The organism is Streptomyces griseorubiginosus (assembly GCF_001514195.1).
Classification (GTDB): domain Bacteria; phylum Actinomycetota; class Actinomycetes; order Streptomycetales; family Streptomycetaceae; genus Streptomyces; species Streptomyces griseorubiginosus.
This window is the reverse complement of sequence record NZ_KQ948735.1, coordinates 846,030-865,715: the sequence shown is the minus strand read 5'-3', so window position 1 is coordinate 865,715 and position 19,686 is coordinate 846,030. Positions and strand designations below refer to the sequence as shown.

At 70.1% G+C, this 19,686-nt stretch carries 14 protein-coding genes; 4 read left to right on the top strand and 10 right to left on the bottom strand.

What is annotated here, in order from left to right; all coding sequences use genetic code 11:
* Window positions 1-78: 78 nt before the first annotated feature.
* Window positions 79-522 (bottom strand): hypothetical protein, encoded by a 444-nt coding sequence (locus AQJ54_RS10230; RefSeq protein ID WP_079069805.1) that lies wholly within the window; start codon window positions 520-522, stop codon window positions 79-81.
* A gap of 111 nt (window positions 523-633) precedes the next feature.
* Here AQJ54_RS10230 and AQJ54_RS10225 point away from each other — a divergent pair, with 111 nt between their 5' ends.
* The 3 genes from AQJ54_RS10225 (at window position 634) to AQJ54_RS10215 (ending at window position 3,979) form a co-directional block, all read left to right on the top strand.
* Window positions 634-1,152: a tetratricopeptide repeat protein gene (locus AQJ54_RS10225; RefSeq protein ID WP_030325441.1), complete on the top strand. Its 519-nt coding sequence runs from the start codon at window positions 634-636 to the stop codon at window positions 1,150-1,152.
* A gap of 49 nt (window positions 1,153-1,201) precedes the next feature.
* Window positions 1,202-3,127 (top strand): hypothetical protein, encoded by a 1,926-nt coding sequence (locus AQJ54_RS10220; protein ID WP_062236193.1) that lies wholly within the window; start codon window positions 1,202-1,204, stop codon window positions 3,125-3,127.
* 162 nt (window positions 3,128-3,289) lie between these two features.
* Window positions 3,290-3,979, top strand: a complete 690-nt coding sequence (locus tag AQJ54_RS10215; RefSeq protein ID WP_107047926.1) for a TetR/AcrR family transcriptional regulator — start codon at window positions 3,290-3,292, stop codon at window positions 3,977-3,979.
* Here the strand turns inward: AQJ54_RS10215 and AQJ54_RS10210 are convergent.
* From AQJ54_RS10210 to pulA, 3 genes are all read right to left on the bottom strand, one after another.
* Entirely contained in the window at window positions 3,976-4,329 is a 354-nt protein-coding gene (locus AQJ54_RS10210) for a 5-carboxymethyl-2-hydroxymuconate Delta-isomerase (RefSeq protein WP_062024936.1), read from the bottom strand. The two genes, AQJ54_RS10215 and AQJ54_RS10210, sit on opposite strands and share 4 nt — an antisense overlap.
* 30 nt (window positions 4,330-4,359) lie before the next feature.
* The gene (locus tag AQJ54_RS10205) at window positions 4,360-5,979 is read right to left on the bottom strand and encodes a SpoIIE family protein phosphatase (protein ID WP_062236190.1); all 1,620 of its coding nucleotides are present in this window, start codon (window positions 5,977-5,979) and stop codon (window positions 4,360-4,362) included.
* 74 nt (window positions 5,980-6,053) lie between these two features.
* Window positions 6,054-11,456, bottom strand: coding sequence for a pullulanase-type alpha-1,6-glucosidase (gene pulA / locus AQJ54_RS10200; RefSeq protein ID WP_062236188.1), 5,403 nt, complete (start codon window positions 11,454-11,456; stop codon window positions 6,054-6,056).
* A 174-nt stretch (window positions 11,457-11,630) separates the two neighbouring features.
* On the opposite strand from pulA, the gene AQJ54_RS10195 reads away from it, so the two are divergent.
* Window positions 11,631-11,999 carry a hypothetical protein gene (locus AQJ54_RS10195; RefSeq protein WP_248845337.1) on the top strand — a complete coding sequence of 123 codons (369 nt, stop codon included), beginning with the start codon at window positions 11,631-11,633 and terminating at the stop codon, window positions 11,997-11,999.
* Here the strand turns inward: AQJ54_RS10195 and AQJ54_RS10190 are convergent.
* From AQJ54_RS10190 to AQJ54_RS10165, 6 genes are all read right to left on the bottom strand, one after another.
* Complete coding sequence (locus tag AQJ54_RS10190; RefSeq protein ID WP_062236182.1) at window positions 11,975-13,366, bottom strand: alpha-amylase; 1,392 nt, start codon at window positions 13,364-13,366, stop codon at window positions 11,975-11,977. The genes AQJ54_RS10195 and AQJ54_RS10190 overlap by 25 nt on opposite strands.
* Window positions 13,367-13,475: 109 nt before the next feature.
* Window positions 13,476-14,042 (bottom strand): dihydrofolate reductase family protein, encoded by a 567-nt coding sequence (locus tag AQJ54_RS10185; RefSeq protein ID WP_062236179.1) that lies wholly within the window; start codon window positions 14,040-14,042, stop codon window positions 13,476-13,478.
* A gap of 133 nt (window positions 14,043-14,175) precedes the next feature.
* Window positions 14,176-15,837 carry a glycoside hydrolase family 13 protein gene (locus AQJ54_RS10180; protein WP_062236175.1) on the bottom strand — a complete coding sequence of 554 codons (1,662 nt, stop codon included), beginning with the start codon at window positions 15,835-15,837 and terminating at the stop codon, window positions 14,176-14,178.
* A 216-nt stretch (window positions 15,838-16,053) separates the two neighbouring features.
* Window positions 16,054-16,959: a sugar ABC transporter permease gene (locus tag AQJ54_RS10175; RefSeq protein WP_030325422.1), complete on the bottom strand. Its 906-nt coding sequence runs from the start codon at window positions 16,957-16,959 to the stop codon at window positions 16,054-16,056.
* Window positions 16,960-16,972: 13 nt separating this feature from the next.
* Window positions 16,973-17,977, bottom strand: coding sequence for a carbohydrate ABC transporter permease (locus AQJ54_RS10170; protein WP_062024948.1), 1,005 nt, complete (start codon window positions 17,975-17,977; stop codon window positions 16,973-16,975).
* Between the two features lie 135 nt (window positions 17,978-18,112).
* Entirely contained in the window at window positions 18,113-19,381 is a 1,269-nt protein-coding gene (locus tag AQJ54_RS10165; protein ID WP_062024950.1) for an extracellular solute-binding protein, read from the bottom strand.
* Between the last annotated feature and the right edge of the window lie 305 nt (window positions 19,382-19,686).

Sequence of the window (19,686 nt, the reverse complement as noted above, 5' to 3'; positions counted from 1 at the left end):
GGCGGTGAGGATCCCTCACCGCCGGCTTTCTCGTGTGCGTGGTCCCGGTGGGCCGAGTGGTTCAGCGGGCGGAGCGGTTCAGTGCGCCGAGTGCGAGGCGCCGCCGCCCATCTTCGAGTGGTCCACGCCCTCCTCGATGTCCCCGCCGAGCGTCTTGCGCAGCACGGTGACCGTCTTGGTGGTGTCGCCGACGGCGACCCACTTGCGGCCGACCAGGAAGTGACCGCCGTAGTCCTTGGCGCCGTTGATCCACTCGCGCTGGCCGCGGTCGGTGGCGAAGGTGGCGAGGATGAACTTGCCGTCGGCGTCCTTGGACTTCTTGCAGACGGCCTGGCGCAGTTCGTCGGCGTCGATCTGGATGTTGGGCGTGCACTTCACCTCGGCGGCGAGGTGCTCCAGGCTGCCGGTCGCCGCCGGCGGCACCGCGGCTGCGGCCTTCGCGTCACCGCCGGATCCGCAGCCCGCCAGCGCCAGCGCCGCGGCCGCGCCGGTCAGCGCGAGCATCGGTCGGGTCAACCTCATGTGTTCCTCCGGTCACGGGGTCACGTCGGACGGGCCCCGGCGGGGGTCCGTCCTTCCCCATACGGCTGCGGGGCGCGGGACGCTCAAATCCCGGTGTCACGGTTGATACGGATGTGCGAAAGTGTGCCGGTGAACGAGGACTGGGAAAAGCGGGTCGACGCCGCCTGGGCGAGTTTCGACGAGTATCCGGAGGAGCGGGCGGCCGAGTTCCGGGCCGTGATCGACGCCCTCGTGGCCGAACTGCCCGACGGCAGTCCGCTCGGCGCGTTCGAGCGGGCCTGCGCGTGGGACTCGACGGGGCACTCCGACAAGGCGGCCCCGCTGTACCGGGAGGCTCTCGCGGGCGGGCTGTCCGGATACAAGGGGCGGCGTGCAAAGATCCAACTGTCGAGCTCCCTGCGGAACATCGGGCAGGCGGAGGAGGGCGTCAAGCTGCTCACCCCCGAACTGGACGGCCCGTCGGACGAGTTGGACGACGCGGTACGCGCCACGCTCGCGCTGTGCCTGTCCAGCCTCGGCCGGGACCGCGAGGGCCTGTCCCTCGTCCTGGGCGCGCTCGCCCCGCATCTGCCGCGCTACCAGCGGTCGATGGCCAACTACGCCCGCGCGCTGGTCGACCCGGAGGGCTGATTCGCCCGGGTGGCGGTGACCAACCCACGATTCGCTCGTTCTGCTGAACGTGCAGTCACAGGATGTCGCCCCGCGCCCCGCACCCGCCGCAGGCTCCGCCTCCGACCCCGTCGTCGACGTGGAACAGGCCGAGGCCGCGCTCGTCGAGCACTATCCCCGGCTGGTCCGGCTCGCCTATCTGGTGCTGCCGCCCGGCCTGGGCCGCAGCAGGCGGGTCCTGACCGCGCACGCCCTCGTCCAGCGTGCCCTGCCGCGGGGCAAGGCCTCGGCCTCCGTCATCCCGGCCCAGTCGGCCGGCCGCGAGGGCGACCCGGGCTACGCCTTCGTCCGGCTCCAGGTGGTACGGGCGGCACTGGAGGCGGGCCGTCCGCTCAAGCGCCTGGCGTGGCCCAAGCGCGCCCAGCTCCCGCCGCTGCTCCCCCAGGTGTGGGGCCTCAAGCTCTTCCCGCGCTCGGGCGGCGCGGACGAACTCGCCCTGGACCAGCGCCTGTCGGCCCTGACCGGACCGGCCCGCGCCGCCTGTGTCCTGCGCGGCCTGGAGAAGCTCCCCGACGGCGACGTACGCAAGGTGCTCACGGCCGCGGGCGTGGCCGACGTGGACGCGGCGCTGAAGGAGGCCGACTCCGAGAGCGCGCAGTACGCCCTCCTCGACTCCCCCGAGTTCGACGCCTGTTCGCTCCAGGTCCGCCCCACCGACCTGATGCGGCGCCGGCAGCACACCAAGGCCGCGCTGGCCGCCGCCGCGGCCGTCGCCGTGTGCGGGGCGCTGCTCGGCATGCCCGGTGACGGCTGGGGCCCCGACGGCGCCGCCGCACCCGCCTACGCACAGAACCCCGCCGCCCAGGCCGCCCTGGACCCGGCCCTGCTGGTCAAGGTCCCGGCCGCCGCGTGGGAGTCCTCCGCCCGCACCGACTTCTCGGTGTGGCCCGCGCGCGGCGACCTCACCGGCGACAGCGCCCTGCTGCGTCGCGCCCTCGCCGTCTGGGCCCGCCCCGGCGGGACCGTCCAGGTCTCCGCGACCCCCGGCACCCCGTCCGGCGGCCCCTCCGGACCGCCACAGCTCCTGTACGCCGGGACCGTGGACAACGCGCGCGTGGTCATCCTCTACGACGGTCTGCGCATCGTCCGCTACGCCGAACCGCGCGACAGCACCAAGGGGGCCGCCCTCGACTTCGCCCGGGTCGACGGCGCCGACCAGGCCCAGGCGAGCGCGGTGGTGCTGGGCCGCGCCGACGGCAACATCCGTTATCTGACGGCCCCTTGGGTGACGAAGGCGGCCGAGCGGGACCTGCTCAAGCCCGGCTCCGGCGCGATGGCCCTGCCGCTCACCGACGGCACCACCGCCCCGATGGCCGGCCCCGTCCAGAGCGGTGCCTGCACCTCCTGGAACGTGCTCCAGCTGACGGACGCCTCCGGCACCCGGCTGCTGACCGACCTCGGCGAACTGGTCCCGGCCCGCCTCACCACCGGCCGCCCGGGGTCCGTCAAGGACGCGGCCGGGGCGCAGGGACTGCGCGCGTGGGCGCCGTACGCCTGCTCGCTGGGTGCGATGCGGTCCTCCGGTGTGCGGAGCGTGAACGCCTGGGCCTACGCGACGCAGCCGCTGCCCGACGCGAGCGGCAGGGCGGACTGGGTGTGCACCCGGGCGGAGACCTGGCAGGGCGGCGGGGAGCGGGTGCTGGCCCAGTTCCGCACGCCGGGCGGGACGTACGGGGCGGTGGCGGCGAAGGGCGAGAACGTCCCGGCGTGCGGGGCGAAGGATCCGCAGGTGCTGGCCGGCGTGCTGTGGAAGTCCGGCGGCGGGTCCTGGTACCTGCTGGCGGCGGGCAGCCGGGGCACGGCGTCGATCACGGCGACGGGCGGGGTGAAGGGGTCCGCCCAGGGCAACCTGCTGGCCGTGAAGGCGGAGCAGGGGGCGCAGGCCGGGCTGAAGGGAACGCTGGTGGACGGGCGTGCGGTCAACGGGCTCCGCTAGCGGACCGCCGGCATGCGCGAACTCCGCTGCGGCGGGCGGGCGTTGAGGAGTGCGGCGAACCGGTCCGTCATGGGCCTCAAGTGCGCGACTCGTGTCGACCCTGTGAACACCAGTGGCCGGACCGGTCCGTTCCGGGCCGGATCCGATCGGTAAGGTGTTCGTATGACTACCGGGGTGCGTCGAAGAATGGGAGTCGAGGAACGGCGTGAGCAGTTGATCGGCGTCGCCCTCGAACTGTTCGCCCGTCGCTCGCCCGACGAGGTCTCGATCGACGAGATCGCGTCGGCGGCCGGCATCTCCCGGCCGCTGGTCTACCACTACTTCCCGGGCAAACTCAGCCTGTACGAAGCCGCGTTGAAGCGTGCGGCGGAGGACCTGGCGAGCCGTTTCGAGGAGCCGCACGAGGGCTCGCTGGGCGGCCGGCTGCTGCGGGTGATGCGCCGCTTCTTCGACTTCGTGGACGAACACGGGCCCGGCTTCTCGGCGTTGATGCGCGGCGGCCCCGCCGTGGGCTCCTCGGCGACCAACGCGCTCATCGACTCCGTACGACAGGTCGCCTACCAGCAGATCCTGTCCCATCTGCGGGTGACGGACCCGCCCGCACGCCTCGAACTGCTCATCCGCTCCTGGATCTCGCTGGCCGAGTCGACGGCCCTGATCTGGCTCGACGGCCGGCGCATCCCCCGCGCCGAGCTGGAGTCGCAGCTCGTCCACGACTTCGCCGCGCTGGCCGCGGTGGGCGCGGCCTACGACGAGGAGATGACGGCGCTGCTGCGGCACATGCTCAAGGACGAGCCGCACGACGGCCCGTTCACCGACCTCGCCGCACGGCTGATCTCGCTGGCCTCCTAGAGGACGGCCTTGGCGTAGGAGGCGTCCAGGTCGCGCACTTCGGCGGATAGGTGCACGGTGAGGCCGTCCGCGGGTCCGACGTGCTTGCGCAGCACCTCCAGCACGGCCTCGGTGAGCTTCGCCTTGGTCTCCTCGGACCGTCCGGCGAGCAGCGCCAGCGTCACGTTCACGATCGCCTGGTTGTCCTTCTCGCCGCCGACCGCCTCGTCCTCGCTGCGCAGCACCCGGGTCTTGCACGCCTCGAGCTTCGCCGCCGCCGTCTGGACGACGACCGGGTGCAGCGCCAGGGCTACTTCCTCCCAGTCGACGTGGTCGAGATACGGGGAGCGTTCGATGGTGATCTGCGGCATGGGCACTCCTGTTCCAAGGCGACGGAAAAGTCACCCTAGCCGCAGCGCCAGCATCGCGATGTCGTCCTCCCGGTCGTGACCGAAGGTGTCCAGCAGGGTGTCGCACAGGGCGTTCAGGCCGGGCAGCGCACCGGAGGCGGCCGCGCGCAGGTGTTCCATCGAGGTCGTGAGGTCGGTGCCCCGGGTCTCGATGAGGCCGTCGGTGACCATGAGGAGCCGGTCGGTGGGTTCGAGGAAGAGTTCGGTGGCCGGCGGATGGACCAGGCCGACGCCGAGCAGCGGGCCGGACGCCTTGACGTAGTCGGCGGTGCCGGTGTCGCGGACGATCAGGGGCGGGATGTGCCCGGCGTTGGCGATCCGGGTGCGCCCGGTGCCCGGGTCGACCAGGGCCAGGCAGACGGTCGCCGTGGTGTCGGGGTGGTAGCGCTGGAGCGTGCGGTCCAGGCGCTCGGCGAGGACGGCCGGGTCGCTCTCGTCGACCGCGTAGGCCCGCAGTGCGTGCCGCAGCTCGACCATGACGGTCGCCGCGTCCAGGGAGTGCCCGACGACGTCGCCGACCGCGGTGAGGATGCCCTCGTCCACGCGGAGCGCCGCGTAGAAGTCGCCGCCGATCTCGGTCTGCCGGGAGGCGGGGACGTAGCGGACCACGATGTCGAGGCCCGGCAGGTCGGGCAGCCGGTGCGGCTGGGGCAGGAAGCTGTGCTGGAGGGTGAGGGCGACATGCCGCTCGACCTTGTACATGAGCAGCGGCTCGGCGGCGAGCGCGGTGGCCTGGGCGAGCTGGGCCAGCAGGGTCTCGCCCTCCAGGCCCACCCTGCGCATGCCGCGGGCGGGCGCGGCCAGGCACACCGGGGCGTGGCCGTCCTGGGTGACGACGAGGGCGAGCCGGGCGTCGTGCTCGACACCGGGCCGGAAGTACCCGGCGGGCCACAGCGGCGCGGGCACGGTGGTCAGCTGCACTCCGGCCTGGCCGCGGGTGAGCCGGCGCAGCAGCCCGGCGACGGTCCGGTCGGCCTCGACGTCCGGCAGGGAGACGGGGATGCGGTCGCGGGACAGGCCGCGGTAGAGCTGGTCGTCCTGGTCGAGGACGAAGACGGCGGCGGGGGTGCCGGTGAGCCGCGAGACGCCCTCGGCGGCCGCGTCGGAGAGCTCCTGGAGGGTGCGGGCGGACTGGATGGTCACGATGGTCTCGGACAGCAGGGTGAGCCGTCGTACCAGTGCCTGGTCGCCGGCCCGCAGTTGCGCGTTGCGTACGGCGGCCCGGACCACGGCCTCGATCTCCAGGGGTTCGGCGGGCACCTTCAGATAGGCCTCGACGCCCATGTCCATGCCCGCGCAGTGCACGGCGGGCGGCACGGCGGAGGCCGAGAAGTGCACGACGGGCATCCCGGCCGTGTGCGGGCGCTCCTTGAACAGGCGGCACAGGTCGAAGCCGCTCATGTCGGGCAGCCCCACGTCCACGAGGGCCACGTCCGGGAGGGTGCCCTTGCGCAGCCGGGTGTCGAGTTCGGCGAGGGCCTCCCTGCCGGAGGCGACCGGGACCACCCGGTGCCCCGCGCGGCTCAGCACGGTGCCCATGGCGTACCGGCTGGCCTCCACGTCGTCCACGACCAGCACGGTCGTGCCCGTCAGCTTGCCTTTGACGTCCATCTGTCACCCCCTCGGGCAACACCGGTGGAGCGGACCGGGGTTCTGGGTCCGCTCCACCAAGGTAATGCGTTCAGCTAGGGATGGCGCTGGAAAACGGCCACGGTCCGCTCAGGAACGGCGAAGGTACCGGATTCCTTGTCGTACGAGGCCTGCTTGACGGTAGGGTCCGCCCCTGCCCGCTGCACGGGGTGCAGCTGGTAGGTGCTTCCGGCGAGGGCCCCGACGCGCTGGTCCTGTTCCTTCGGGGTGGCGTTGAAGACGATCACGAGGTCACCGAGTTCCATGGTGATGACGCCGGGTGTCTCGTCCTTGCCGGAGAGCGGGAAGGACAGCTGCGACTGCACCCGGTCCGCGGTGGCGAGCGAGAACGCCTTCTCCGTCGTACGGATCCGCAGCAGGTCCCGGTAGGCGGCCGAGGCGCCCTCGATCTGGGCGCAGCCGACCTTCACCGAGCCCAGCAGGGGCTTGGCGTACGGCCACTTGGACGTGTTGTCGGCCGCCATGGGCAGTCCGCGCCCGAAGCCGTTGCCGTCCTGGCAGTTCCAGTGGATGGCGTTGAACCAGTCACCGCTGTCGTAGGAGTTGCGGTCCAGGGACTTGGAGCGCAGCAGGTCGGTGCCCGCCTGGGAGAGCGCCGGGCCCTGGGAGAGGGCGGCCGTGGCCATCGCGAGGACCTGCGCGCGGGCCCGGTCGGAGGCGCTGGTGTCCGCGGGCAGCTTGTACGTCAGCGCGTCGAACAGCGACTCGTTGTCGTGCGCGTCGGTGTAGGCGAGAGCGTCGCCGGGCGCGTCGGCGTATCCGGCGGGCTGTCCGTTGTAGTCGACCTGGGCGCCGGTGACCTCCTTGCCGGCGGTGTCGGTGAAGCGGTACTTCGCGAGGTTGCCGGAGAGACCGACCTTGATGAGGTCCTGGTAGTGCAGGAGACGGGCCTTCTGCTCCTCCGGAGTGCCGTTGTTCTTGGAGGAGTTGGGGTCGGTGTAGAGCCCGGACGCGAAGCCCTGGACGCCGGGGTCCTCGTCGAAGGGGCCGCCGCCGCGCACCGCGTCGCGGGCGCGGTCGGAGAAGGTCGCGATGCCGGTGCCGGCCATGTTCTTCTGGGTGGCCTGCACGAAGCGGGCGTCGTCGGCGACCTCGCCGAAGTTCCAGCCCTCGCCGTAGAGGATGATCTTCTTGCCGTCGACGCCGTCCTTCTTGAGGGTCAGCGCGTCGAGGGCCTTGCGGACGGCCAGGATGTTGGCCTTGGGCTGGTGGCCCATGAGGTCGAAGCGGAAGCCGTCGACCTTGTACTCCCTGGCCCAGGTGACGATCGAGTCGACGACCAGCTTGCCCATCATCGCGTTCTCGGTGGCGGTGTTGGCGCAGCAGGTGCTGTTGGCGACCGACCCGTCGGCGAGGAGCCGCTGGTAGTAGCCGGGCACGATCCGGTCGAGCACGCTCGTGGCTGCCTGTCCGCTCGCCGCGGTGTGGTTGTAGACGACGTCCATGACGACCCTGAGGCCGTCCTCGTTCAGGGACTTGACCATCCTGCGGAACTCGACCGTACGGCCGGTGCCGTCGGGGTCGGTGGCGTACGAGCCCTCGGGGACCGTGTAGTGGTACGGGTCGTAGCCCCAGTTGTAGGCGTCCTTGGCGGCGGACTTGGCGACGCAGGCCTGCTGCTGGTCGGAGTCGGCCGGGTAGGAGGCCAGGTCGCAGCCGGGGGTCGCCTGGTCCGCGCGGCGTTCGGGGATGGTGGCGATGTCGAAGGCGGGCAGGAGGTGGACGTACGAGGTGCCCGCCTTCGCGAGCTGCCTCAGGTGCCGGGAGCCGTCACTGTTCTTGTCGGTGAAGGCGAGGTAGGTGCCCCGGTCCTTCGCGGGCACGGTGTCGTCCGCCACCGAGAAGTCCCGGACGTGCAGCTCCTGGATCTCGGCGTCCCTGAGGGGTACGGCCTTCGGCTTGGTGTACGTCGACCAGCCGCCCGGTGCCAGGGCCCTGTCGGCGAGGTCGACGACGAGGCTGCGTGCCGAGTCGGTGGTGAGGGCCACGGAGTAGGGGTCGGTGACCTTGTTGGTGACCAGCTTTCCGACGCTGGGCGCCCAGACCTTCACGACGTACCGGTAGGGCTTGCCCTTCCAGGACGCCGGGCCGGTGGCGGACCAGACGCCGGTGGTGGCGTCGCGGCGCATCGGCACGGTGGAGCCGGCCAGCTCAAGCCGTACCGACTGCGCGGTGGGCGCCCACACGGACAGCGTGGGGCGGCCCTGGTGGAAGACGGGGCCCAGCCGGGCCTTGGTCGCGGCGGGGTACAGGTCGTCGAGGACGCCGGCGATCTGGACGCCGGTCGCGCTCAGCACGGCACCGTTGGCGGCCCGTTGGGAGGCGACGAGCTGCCCGGTGAGGGCCTGCTTCACCCGGTCGCGGTCCCGCGGGTCGACGGACCAGGCCGTGTAGTCCTTCAGGTGGGGGAACTTCGCCTTCTGGGCGTCGGTGAGGGCGGTCCTCGTCAGCCGCAGCCAGCGCTCGTCGTCACTGGTCAGCGTCCCGTCCTTGACGGCGATCGAGCCGTCGCGCGAGTAGAGCAACTGGGTGGAGGCGGCACTGTCGTTGCCGTTCCAGGCGACCGTGTTCCGGTCGATCCAGACCGCCTTGGAGGTGGTCAGGTCGAGCGCGGCGGCGGACCCGGCGGGCTGCGGGAGGAGGTACTCCTCCTGGCCGTTCAGCAGCCACACCTCGTGGCCGTTCGCCGTGAGGTCCAGGGACTGGTCGGTGGGCAGGTCCTTCTCGTCGCCCTTGTGGATGATGTAACTCAGGCTCGTGGCACCGGCGTTGAGCGGCACCTCGTACACGGCCCCGTAGGAGTCGGTCCGCACCGGCTCCAGCGGCTTGGACCATTCGGTGGGGTTCGCGGCGCCCGTCCAGACGTGCAGGCCCCAGCCGTCGTAGTTGCCGTCGGCGCGGTGGTAGTGGACGACCGCCTTGGTAGTGTCCTGCGCCGGGTAGTCGGGCCGCTGGGTCTGTACGGCGTCCTTGCCCTGCTCGATCCACACCTCGCCGGTCTTGGTGACGTCGATCGTGCGGTCGGTGGCGACGTCCTTGTTGCCGTCCTTGTCGATGACGAGGAAGCCGACGCTGGAAGCGCCGGGCTTCAACTTGACGTAGGCGAAGGCGCCGTACGCGTCCCGGCCGGTGAAGGGGTGGCTCGCGGGCCAGGTGGTGGACTCGCCGTCGGCGAGGTCGCCCCAGGCGTACAGGCCCCAGTCGGCGTAGTCGCCGTCGGTGCGCTTGTAGTGGACGATCGCGTAGTCCCGGGAGGAGGCGGTGGGGGGCTCCACGACGGGCGGGGTGCCGGTGACGGACTCGGCCGTGGCCGATGCGGTGCGGCCGGCCGAGTCGACGACGACGGCCTTGTAGCGCAGGGCGGTTCCGGGCTTGAGGTCCTTCCCGAGGGTCTGAGTGACCTTGTACGGGGTGTGGTCCGCCGACCCGAGCGTCCGCCACTTCCCCGTGCCGGTCTGGGCGGCGAAGACGACCCGGTTGAGCTGTCCGCCGTCCACGTCGGCGGTGAGCTCGACGGTGCCGGTGGCACCGGCGGCCGGGGCCTTGAGGGTGATCGTCGGCTTGGTGGCGGGCTCGGCGAGCCTGCCCGCCGCCTTGAGGACGATCGCGGAGCCCGCCGGGACGGTGACGGTGATCTGCTTGCCGGCGTCGGACGTCGCCGTCGCGTGCGTGCCGTAGATCCCGCGATAGGCCATGTGCGCCGAACCGGTCGCGAAGGAGGCCGACTTGGCCTCGGCCGCGTTGTTGAAGGCGACCACGTACTCCTGGCCGGTCTTCGCGTCGGTGCGGGAGAAGGCGTAGATCCCGGGCCCGTCCGCCGCGTACCGCTGCTCCTGGACGCCGTCCGTCAGCGCCGGGTTGGCCTTGCGGAGCCCCGCGAGTGCGGCGATCTGCCGGTACAGCGGGGCCTTCGTGTCGTAGGCGTCGCTCGCGTGGGTGCGGGTGGTGCCGATCTCGTCGTCGTCGAGGTAGTCGGGGACCTTCGAGGCGAACATCGTCTGGCGGGCGTCCTTGTCGCCGCCGGTGCCGGTGAAGCCCTGCTCGTCGCCGTAGTAGACGACGGGGTTGCCGCGGCTGAGGAACATCAGCTCGTTGGCGAGCCGGTCCTTGGCGAGGAGTTCGGCGTCCGTGGCCTTCGGGTTGTCCTGGTTCAGGAAGTACCCGATGCGGCCCATGTCGTGGTTGCCGAGGAAGGTGACCTGTTCGTAGGCGTTGGCCTTGTCGGTCGTGTACTTGTAGTCGTCGCCGAAGACACCGGCGAGTTTCTGCGCGCTGCCGCCCTGGGAGGCGTACTGCCGTGCCGCTTCCTGGAAGGGGAAGTCCAGGGTGGCGTCGAGGCGGCCCTGGGTGACGTACGGCGAGGTGATCGACGTGTCGGCGGAGTAGACCTCGCCGAACATGAAGAAGTTCTTCCGGCCCTGCTCGGCCGCGTAGGCGTCGAGGGCGGTGGCCCACTGGGTCCAGAACTCCATGTTCACGTGCTTCACGGTGTCGATCCGGAAGCCGTCGATGTCGAAGTCCCTGACCCAGCGCTGGTAGATCTTCTCCATGCCGGAGACGACCTCGGGGCGCTCGGTCCACAGGTCGTCGAGGCCGGAGAAGTCGCCGTAGGTGGTCGACTCGCCCGCGTAGGTGGAGTCGCCGCGGTTGTGGTACATCGTCGGGTCGTTGAGCCAGGCGGGGACCTTGGCGCGCTTGTCGGTGACCGTCGGGGTGCGCGGGAAGGAGTCGGCGTCGACCGCGGGGAAGTGCCCCTTGGCAGCGTAGTCCGCGTCGTCGAAGGGCCGTCCGTCCTTCGTCAGGTACGGGAAGGCGCCCTTGGAGAGGTAGTCGTAGGACTTCTCCTCGTAGTCGACGACGTCGGCCGTGTGGTTGGTGATGACGTCGAAGAAGACCTTCATGCCCTTGGCGTGGGCCTTGGAGATCAGGGTCTCCAGGTCCTTGTTGGTGCCGAAGTGCGGGTCGACCTGGGTGAAGTCGGTGATCCAGTAACCGTGGTAGCCGGCGGAGGCGTTGGCGCCGGTGCCCTGGACGGGCCGGTTCTTGAAGATCGGGGCCATCCAGATGGCGGTGGTGCCGAGCCCCTTGATGTAGTCGAGGCGCTTGGTGAGGCCCTTGAGGTCGCCGCCCTGGTAGAAGCCCTTGTCGGTGGGGTCGTAGCCGGTGGAGAGGCGGGAACCGGTCAGACCGCCCTTGTCGTTGGCGGTGTCGCCGTTGGCGAAACGGTCCGGCAGGACGAAGTAGAACTGCTCACGGGTGTCGTCGTGCCGGGCCGGCTGGGCGGCGAGCCGCGCGTCGGAGGGCGGGGGCGGCGGGGTGTCCGCACGGGCGGACAGGGGCTGGACGAGCGCTGCGGCCAGCGCGGTCACGGTGACCGCGGCGACCCGTCCGGCATGCGCGGTGCGGCGCCTCGACGGCACCGGCCATCTCGGTATCACTGACGTGGACTCCTTGCGATGTACGGCTCTTCGGGTCCGACCCCGCGCGACCGTATCGCCGCCGCAAGGCTTACAGCAAGAGCCGTGAAACGACCGGAAAGAACTTTCACCTGGGCGCCCGTGTGCCGCCCTTACTCGGTGGCCTCGCGGGCGGCGCTGGGCTACCTTCCCCGCATGAAGCAGGAACCTCCCCTGGTGCGCGCGGTCCACCCGGAGCTGATCGAGGAACTCGCCGCCCTCCTGGAAGCGGAGGGGGAGCGCGAGTTGGCCATCTGCGTGTGGGATGTCCGGCTGGTCGGCGCGTGCGGTTGCGGGGACGACTTCTGCCAGAGCATCCGGACGGCGGAGCATCCGCAGGGACAGCCGTACGGGCCGGGGCACCGCTGCGTGCCGCTGCCGCCCTCGTCAGGGGATCTGATCCTCGACGTGGTCAACGGCCGGATCGTGTACATCGAGATACTCGGACGACCACCCCTGCCCCGGCGTGCGCAGCCGGAGCAGGGGTCGCCTGGGGCTGGTCAGCAGGTGGACTTGCCCGTGTAGATCGCGAGTGCCGTGTTGGCGCCGAGGGTGGCGGTGAACTGGCCGTTGGAGCCGACCGTCACGCTCGTGTTGTTCTGCACGTTGCAGTACGTCCCGGCGGGCAGCGAGGTCTGGTAGGTGCGGGTCAGGCCGCTCGACTCGTGGTTGATGGCCACGTAGCCCTTGGCTCCCCGCCCGAAGGCGATGGCGTCGCCGCCGTTGTCCCACCAGTTGGTGACCGACTCGCCACGCACGGCGTTGCGGAAGGCGACCATGCGGAGGATCTCCGGCCAGGCGTGCTGGCACTTCCAGCCGTCCTGCCAACAGGCGTTCACGGAGCCGTTCTTGGGCGGGCCCGCGTCCTTGTCGGACCACTCGTAGCCGGAGTTGATGTCCGGGGCGCCGTAGGGATAGGCAAGCATGAAGACGTTGGCCAGCGTGTAGTTCGCCCCGTCCTTGTAGTTGAGGGTGGAGCCGTTGCGCTCGGTGTCGTGGTTGTCGACGAAGACGCCGGCCACCGAGCTGTTCATGTACCCCCAGCCCTCACCGTAGTTCTTCAGATAGGCGAGGTTCTCGTTGTTGAAGACCCGCTTGAGGTCGTAGGCGTAACGGAACTCCTGGACGTCCCCGTTGCCCGTGTACTCGGTGGGCTGGACCGCCTCCCCGCTGCCGTAGATGACCTCCTGCTTCCAGTACACCGACGGATTGCTGAGGCGGGACTTGATGTTGGCGAGGTCGGCGGTGTCGATGTGCTTGGCCGCGTCGATGCGGAAGCCGTCGACACCGAGGGAGAGCAGGTCGTTCATGTACCCGGCGATCGCGCCGCGGACGTACGACTCACCGGTGTCGAGGTCGGCGAGGCCGACCAGTTCGCAGTGCTGGACGTTCCAGCGGTCCTGGTAGTTGGTGACCTGGGAGGTGCAGTCGTCGAAGTCGTAGGAGGAGTACAGGCCCGGGTAGTTGTACTTCGTGTACGACGAACCGCCGGTTCCGGTGCCGCTGCCCGCGGCCATGTGATTGATGACGGTGTCGACGACGACCTTGACCCCGGCCGCGTGGCAGGTGTTGACCATGTTCTGGAACGCCGTCCGGTCACCGAGCCGCCCGGCGATCTTGTAGCTCACCGGCTGGTACGAGGTCCACCACTGCGGGCCCTGGATGTGCTCGGCGGGCGGGGAGACCTGGACGTAGCCGTATCCGGCGGGGCCGAGAGTGGTGGTGCACTCCTTGGCGACCGAGGCGAAGTTCCATTCGAAGAGGACTGCGGTGACGTCCTTGGCGCCCGGCGGGGAGGCCTGGGCGGCGCTGGGGGCGAGGACGGCGGCCGCGGCGGCGAACACGGTGGCGGCGGCCGTGGCGGTGGCTCTTGCGGACCATCTCGATATCACGTGGGGGTTCTCCTTGCCGGACGGCCAGGCGTCTTTGCCTGGCGCCGGCGAGAACGTACCGCTGTTGAAATGTTTACAGCAAGAGTCGAGAAAGTAACAGAAAGAACTTTCACACCTGCTCGGCGGGCCTTCCGGGCAGATCGCCCCGGCGCCCGGCACAGGAGTAGACGATCTCCACCGCCCCGCCGGGCAGGGCGCGTTGGCTCAGGAAGGTCAGCCCGGTGTCGGGGCTGAGCGCCGGGGTCAGCCGGCTGCCACCGCCGAACAGCAGGGGCAGCACGACCAGTTCGAGGCGGTCCAGGGCACCGAGCGCGTGGAAGGTCGCGATGGTCCGCGGGCCGCCGACGAGGTGGACGTCCCCGCCCCGGTTGGCCGCGCGGACCTTCTCCAGGAGCCGGGCCGGATCGTCGTCGGTGGTGACGTGGTCGGGGGTGCCCTCCGGGCGGTGCGAGCCGAGGACGAACACGTCGAGGTCCGGCCACGGCCAGCGGCTGTTGGTGAGGGCGGGCTGGAAGGTCGTACGGCCCATGAGCGCGGCCTCGCAGTCCGCCAGGAACTCGCGGATGCCGTGGCTCTGCCCGGGGACGAACGCGGGGTCGGCGGTGAGTGCGGGCCAGCCGCTCGGGGTGGTCACATAGCCGTCGGCACTCATGCTGAGGCGGGCTCGGATCTGCATGATGTCTCCTTGAGCGGGGGGCGCCGGTGCGCCCTTTCACCCAAGCGTCGAACGCGGCTCCCGCCGATCGACACGCCCTGGAAAAACAATCACCGGGCCCCCCTCAGGGCCCGGTGATTCCTTTCGCGGGTGCTCAGGCGGTCGTCCACCACACGGTCGTGTCGGCCGCCACCTTCGCGTCCCCGTCGGCCTCGGCGACCTCACCGCTGGCCAGGAGCAGCCGGCCGTACGCCGGAGTCGTCACCGACTCGCCACTGGTGTTCGCGACGCACACGAACTGTCCGCGCCGGAAGGCGAGGACGCCCTCGGGAGCCCGCAGCCACTCCACCGCGTCGCCGGCGCCCAGGTCGGGCCGCTCGCGCCGGACGGCGAGGGCCGAGCGGTACAGCTCCAGGGTGGAGTCCGGGTCTCCGGTCTGCGCCTCCACGCTCAGCTCCGCCCACTCCGGCGGCTGGGGCAGCCAGCTGCCGCCCGTGCCGAAGCCGTACGACGATCCCTCGCGCGCCCACGGGATCGGCACCCGGCACCCGTCGCGGAAGCCGTCCTGGCCGGCGCCGCGGAAGTACGCCGGGTCCTGGCGGACCTCGTCGGCGAGGTCGACGACGTCCGGGAGGCCGAGTTCCTCGCCCTGGTAGATGTACGCCGAGCCGGGCAGCGCCAGCATGAGCAGCGTCGCGGCGCGGGCCCGGCGCAGGCCCAGCTCCCGGTCGCCTGCCGTGCGGATCTGGGTGCCGAGGCCGGGCGGGTTGGCGAAGCGGGTGGTGTGGCGGGTGACGTCGTGGTTGGAGAGCACCCAGGTGGCCGGGGCACCGACCGGGCGCATCGCCTCCAGCGTGCGGTCGATGACCCCGCGCAGCTCCTCCGCGTCCCAGGCGGTGCTCAGGTACTGGAAGTTGAAGGCCTGGTGGAGTTCGTCGGGGCGGACGTAGTTCGCGGTGCGCTCGACGGTCGGGGTCCACGCCTCGGCGACGAAGATGCGCTCGCCGGAGTACTCGTCGAGGATGAGCCGCCACTGGCGGTAGATCTCGTGGACACCGTCCTGGTCGAAGAACGGCATGACATCGTTGCCCAGCAGCTTGAGCTGGTCGTGGGATCCAAGGTCGGGAAGGCCGTCCGCCTTCACCAGGCCATGGGCCACGTCGATGCGGAAGCCGTCCACGCCCATGTCCAGCCAGAAGCGCAGGATGGAGCGGAACTCGTCGCCGACGGCGGGGTGGTCCCAGTTGAAGTCGGGCTGCTCGGGGGCGAACAGGTGGAGGTACCACTCGCCGTCCTCGACGCGGGTCCACGCGGGGCCGCCGAAGATGGACTCCCAGTCGTTGGGCGGGAGTTCGCCGTTCTCGCCCTTGCCGGGGCGGAAGTGGTAGCGCTCCCTGAGCGGCGATCCGGGCCCCTCGGCGACCGCCCGCTTGAACCACTCGTGCTGGTCGGAGGAGTGGTTGGGGACCAGGTCGACGATGGTGCGCAGGCCCAGGTTCCTGGCGTCGCGGATGAGGGCGTCGGCGTCCAGGAGGTTGCCGAACATGGGGTCCACGGCACGGTAGTCGGCCACGTCGTAGCCGGCGTCGGCCTGCGGCGAGGCGTAGAAGGGGCTCAGCCACACGGCGTCCACGCCGAGGTCGCGGAGGTACGGCAGTCGGGTACGGATGCCTTCCAGATCCCCCATGCCGTCACCGTTGCTGTCGGCGAAGCTGCGCGGATAGACCTGGTAGATCACCGCGTCCCGCCACCAGTCGCTGCGCTTGGCTTCGGCAGGGTGGGGGGCCGGGGCGATGGCGGAGTGCTGCTGGGTCATGGCGTCCTTGATGGGTAACGGGTTCATCAGGTCAAAGGTATGAGGTGAGGGTGACGAGGCGGCCGCAATGACAGCGGGGTCGGATGGACACTGCGGCCGCCTCGGGTATGGAGGTGTGTGAGCGGGCGAAGCCCCTCACACAGGGGCGCGGGGAACTGCGCGACCAGCCACGACGGCGCGGCAGACAACCGACGGCCTTCGCGGCTCAACCGGCGGTCAGCCCTTCGTGCCGCCCGCCGTCAGCCCGGTGACCAAATTCTTCTGCACCAGGTAGAAGAACACCGACACCGGTATCGCGATCAGCACCGCCGTCGCCGCCATCAGGTTCCGCTGGGCGTCGTGCTCGCTGACGAAGCTCTGGAGCCCCACCGCGAACGTGTACTTCGTGTCGGACAGCATGAACGTCGACGCGAACGCGACCTCGCCGAACGCGGTCAGGAAGCTGTAGAACCCGGCCACCGCGAGTCCGGGCCGCGCCAGCGGCAGGATCAGCCGCGCGAACGTGCCGAAGGGGGTCAGCCCGTCGACCCGGCCGGCCTCGTCGATCTCGAACGGGATGGTGTCGAAGTACCCCTTGAGCAGCCAGGCGCAGTACGGCACCGCCGTCGAGCAGTACACGAGGATCAGCCCGAGGTAGCTGTCGATGAGCTTGAGGTCCGAGAGCATCTGGTACATCGGGACCATGAGGACGGCCACCGGGAACATCTGCGTGACCAGGAGCACCCACATGAACTTCCGGTAGCCCGGGAAGCGCATCCGGGAGACGGCGTACCCGGTGGTCGCCGCGATCAGCACCCCGATCACCGTGGTGCCGAGCGAGACGATCAGCGAGCTCTTGAGCCAGCTGAAGAACTCGGTGTGCTGGAGGACGAACGAGTAGTTGTCGAACGTCATCTTCTTCCAGATGCCGCCCGGATGGAGGTAGTCGTCCTTGTCCGGGCCGAGGGACAGGAAGATCAGCCAGACGATCGGGAACAGCGCGATCAGGCTCGCGACGATCAGGATGCCGTGCGAGGCGAGGGAGCCGGCGAGGCTCTTGTCACCGCGGCCGCGGGTCCGGCGGGGCGCCTCGGCGGTCCGCTCGCTCACCGTGGCCGGGGTCTCGACTGTGGTCGTGCTCATGGGGACTCCGTCCTCAGATCGCGAGCTGCTGGTCATTGCGGTTCAGCCAGCGGCGGTAGAAGGAGGTGAAGACGATCAGGATGGCCAGCAGCAGGATGCCGTACGCCGCCGACTGCGCGAAGTCACGCGGCTGCTGTCCGAAGCCCAGGTAGTAGGCCCAGGTGACGAGGATCTGCGCGTCCGGCGCGGTGTTGCCGAACAGCAGGAAGATCACCGCGAACTGGTTGAACGTCCAGATGATGCCGAGCAGGACGACGGTGGAGCTGACGGAGCGCAGGCCCGGGAGAGTGACGTAGCGGAACCGCTGCCAGGCGCTCGCGCCGTCCATCTCGGCGGCCTCGTACAGCGAGGCGTCGATGGACTGGAGCCCGCCGAGCAGCGAGACCATCATGAACGGCACTCCGCACCAGGTGTTGACCATGATCGCGGCGAAGCGCTGCCAGAAGGTGTCCTCCAGCCAGGACGGGCTCGGCAGATGCAGCGCGTCCAGGGCGCTGTTGATGACGCCGCCGTCGGCGAGCATGAACCGCCAGCCGAAGACGGTGACGAAGGTGGGCACGGCCCAGGGCAGCACCAGGATCAGGCGGTACAGGACCCGTCCGCGCAGCTTCTGGTTGAGCAGCAGCGCGAGGCCGAGCCCGATGCAGTAGTGCAGGGCGACGCACAGGGCCGTCCAGACGATCGTCCAGATGAAGTGCGACCAGAAGCGGTCGTAGGCCGTGTCGCCCCAGAGGATGTCGGCGTAGTTGTGCAGGCCGATGAACTTGTAGGTGGCGTCGATGTGGTTGACGCCGATCGTGCGGGCCGTGTTGAGGCTGTTGGCGTCGGTGAGCGTGAGGTAGACGCCGTACACCAGGGGGTAGAGCACGAGGACACCGATGACGACCGCCACCGGGGCGGTCATCGCGTAGGCGTACCAGTGTTTCTGGTAGCCCTGCTTCAGGCGTTGGCCCAGCCCGGGCCGCGGAGCGCGGTCACCGTGGCGTTTGCCGGTGGCGCGGTCGATGGCGACTGTCATGTTCGACACCTTCTGGAAGTTCTGCGGCTCTGAGAAGTGGCTGGGCGACGCGGCCCGCCGGGCACGGCCGGGCGCAGGCCGGTGGCCGCCGGATCCCTCCCCCCGAAGTCCGGGAGATCCGGCGGCCACGCGGGCTCACTTGCTGAAGTCCGGCACCAGCTTGGCGATGGCGGTCTCGGCGTTGCTCAGGCCCTTGTCCAGGGACTCCTTGCCGCCGGCGACCTTGGGCAGCTCGGTGTCCAGCGGGCCCCACAGGGAGCTGTACTCGGGCAGGGCCGGGCGGGGCTGGGCGGCGGCGAGGACCGTGCCGTAGCCGGCGATGCCCGGGTCAGCCTTGACCTGGTCGGTGTAGGCGTCGTCGCGGGTGGGCAGCGTGGAGTTCTTCAGCGCGATGGTCGCCTGGGACTTCGCGGAGGTCATGAAGTTGACGAACTTCAGCGCGGCCTTCTGGTGGGCGGAGTCCGAGCCGGCGTAGACCGAGAGGTTGTGGCCGCCGGTCGGGGCGCCCGCCTTGCCGGTGGAGCCGGCCGGGACGGTGGCGATGCCGAGGTTGTTCTTGTCGGCGAACGCGGAGCCCTTGTAGAAGTTGGTGATCTCCCACGGGCCCTGGATGATCGCGGCGACCTTGCCGTTGACGAACGCGTCCTGGATGTGGGCGTAGGCGTCGGCGGTGGTGTCGGCCTTGTGCAGGCCCTTGCCGGAGAAGAGGCTCAGCCAGGTGCCGTAGCCCTTCTTGGCGGCGGCCGAGTTCACCGTGATCTTCTTCGCGGCGGCGTCGACGGTGTCGGTGCCCTCGCCGTAGAGGAAGGTCTGGGCGTAGTAGGCCTGGGTGGAGCCCCAGTAGCCGTCGACGCCGGTCTTGTCCTTGATGGTGGCGGCGGCCTTCTTCAGGTCGTCCCAGGTCTTGGGGGCCTCGACGCCGGCCTTCTGGAAGAGCTGCTTGTTGTAGACCAGAGCGAGGGTGTCGGTGACCAGCGGCACGCCGTAGGTCTTGCCGTCGTACTTGGCCTGCTCGATCAGGTTGGGCTTGAACTTGGCCTGGTCGGCGAGGGCCTCGGTGCCGTCGAGCGGCAGGAAGTAGCCCTTCTTGGCGAAGGCGGGGGTCCAGCCGACCTCGGAGCGCAGCACGTCGGGGGCGCCGCTGGCACCGGCGGCGGTGTCGAACTTGTTCTGCGCCTGGTCGAACTGGACGTTGACGTACTTGACCTTGATGTTCTTGTTGGCGGCCTCGAAGTCCTTGATCAGGGCCTGGTACGTCGGCGCCTCATTGGTGGCGTTGGAGGTGTCCCACCAGGTGATGGTGACCGGACCGTCGGCCTTGTCGCCGCTGTCGCTTCCGCCGCAGGCCGTCGCCGCGAGGGCGAAGGACGCCACCAGCGCGGTGGCCGCTATGCCACGCCGCATGAGATCTCCTTGAGGGTGATGGCCCGTGTGCTGCTGTACTGCTGTGCTGCGAAGGGGGTCCCGTCCGCCTTCTCCGCCGGGCGTCGCCGAACGTAACAGCGATGCAAGACTTGCGAAAGACCTTGCAGCAAAAAACTGCAAGGGCCGGTTGAAGTTATCCGGGCGTGACCTCACGGCGACCCTCGCGAGACGCTCGTTTACCGGGATGGAACAGGGTGCGACCGGCTGTGCAAGACTCTGCAAGCTCTTGCCATCCTGGTGCCGCACGGGAATCATCCCCTTGCGGGACAAGCTGCGCCGACCAG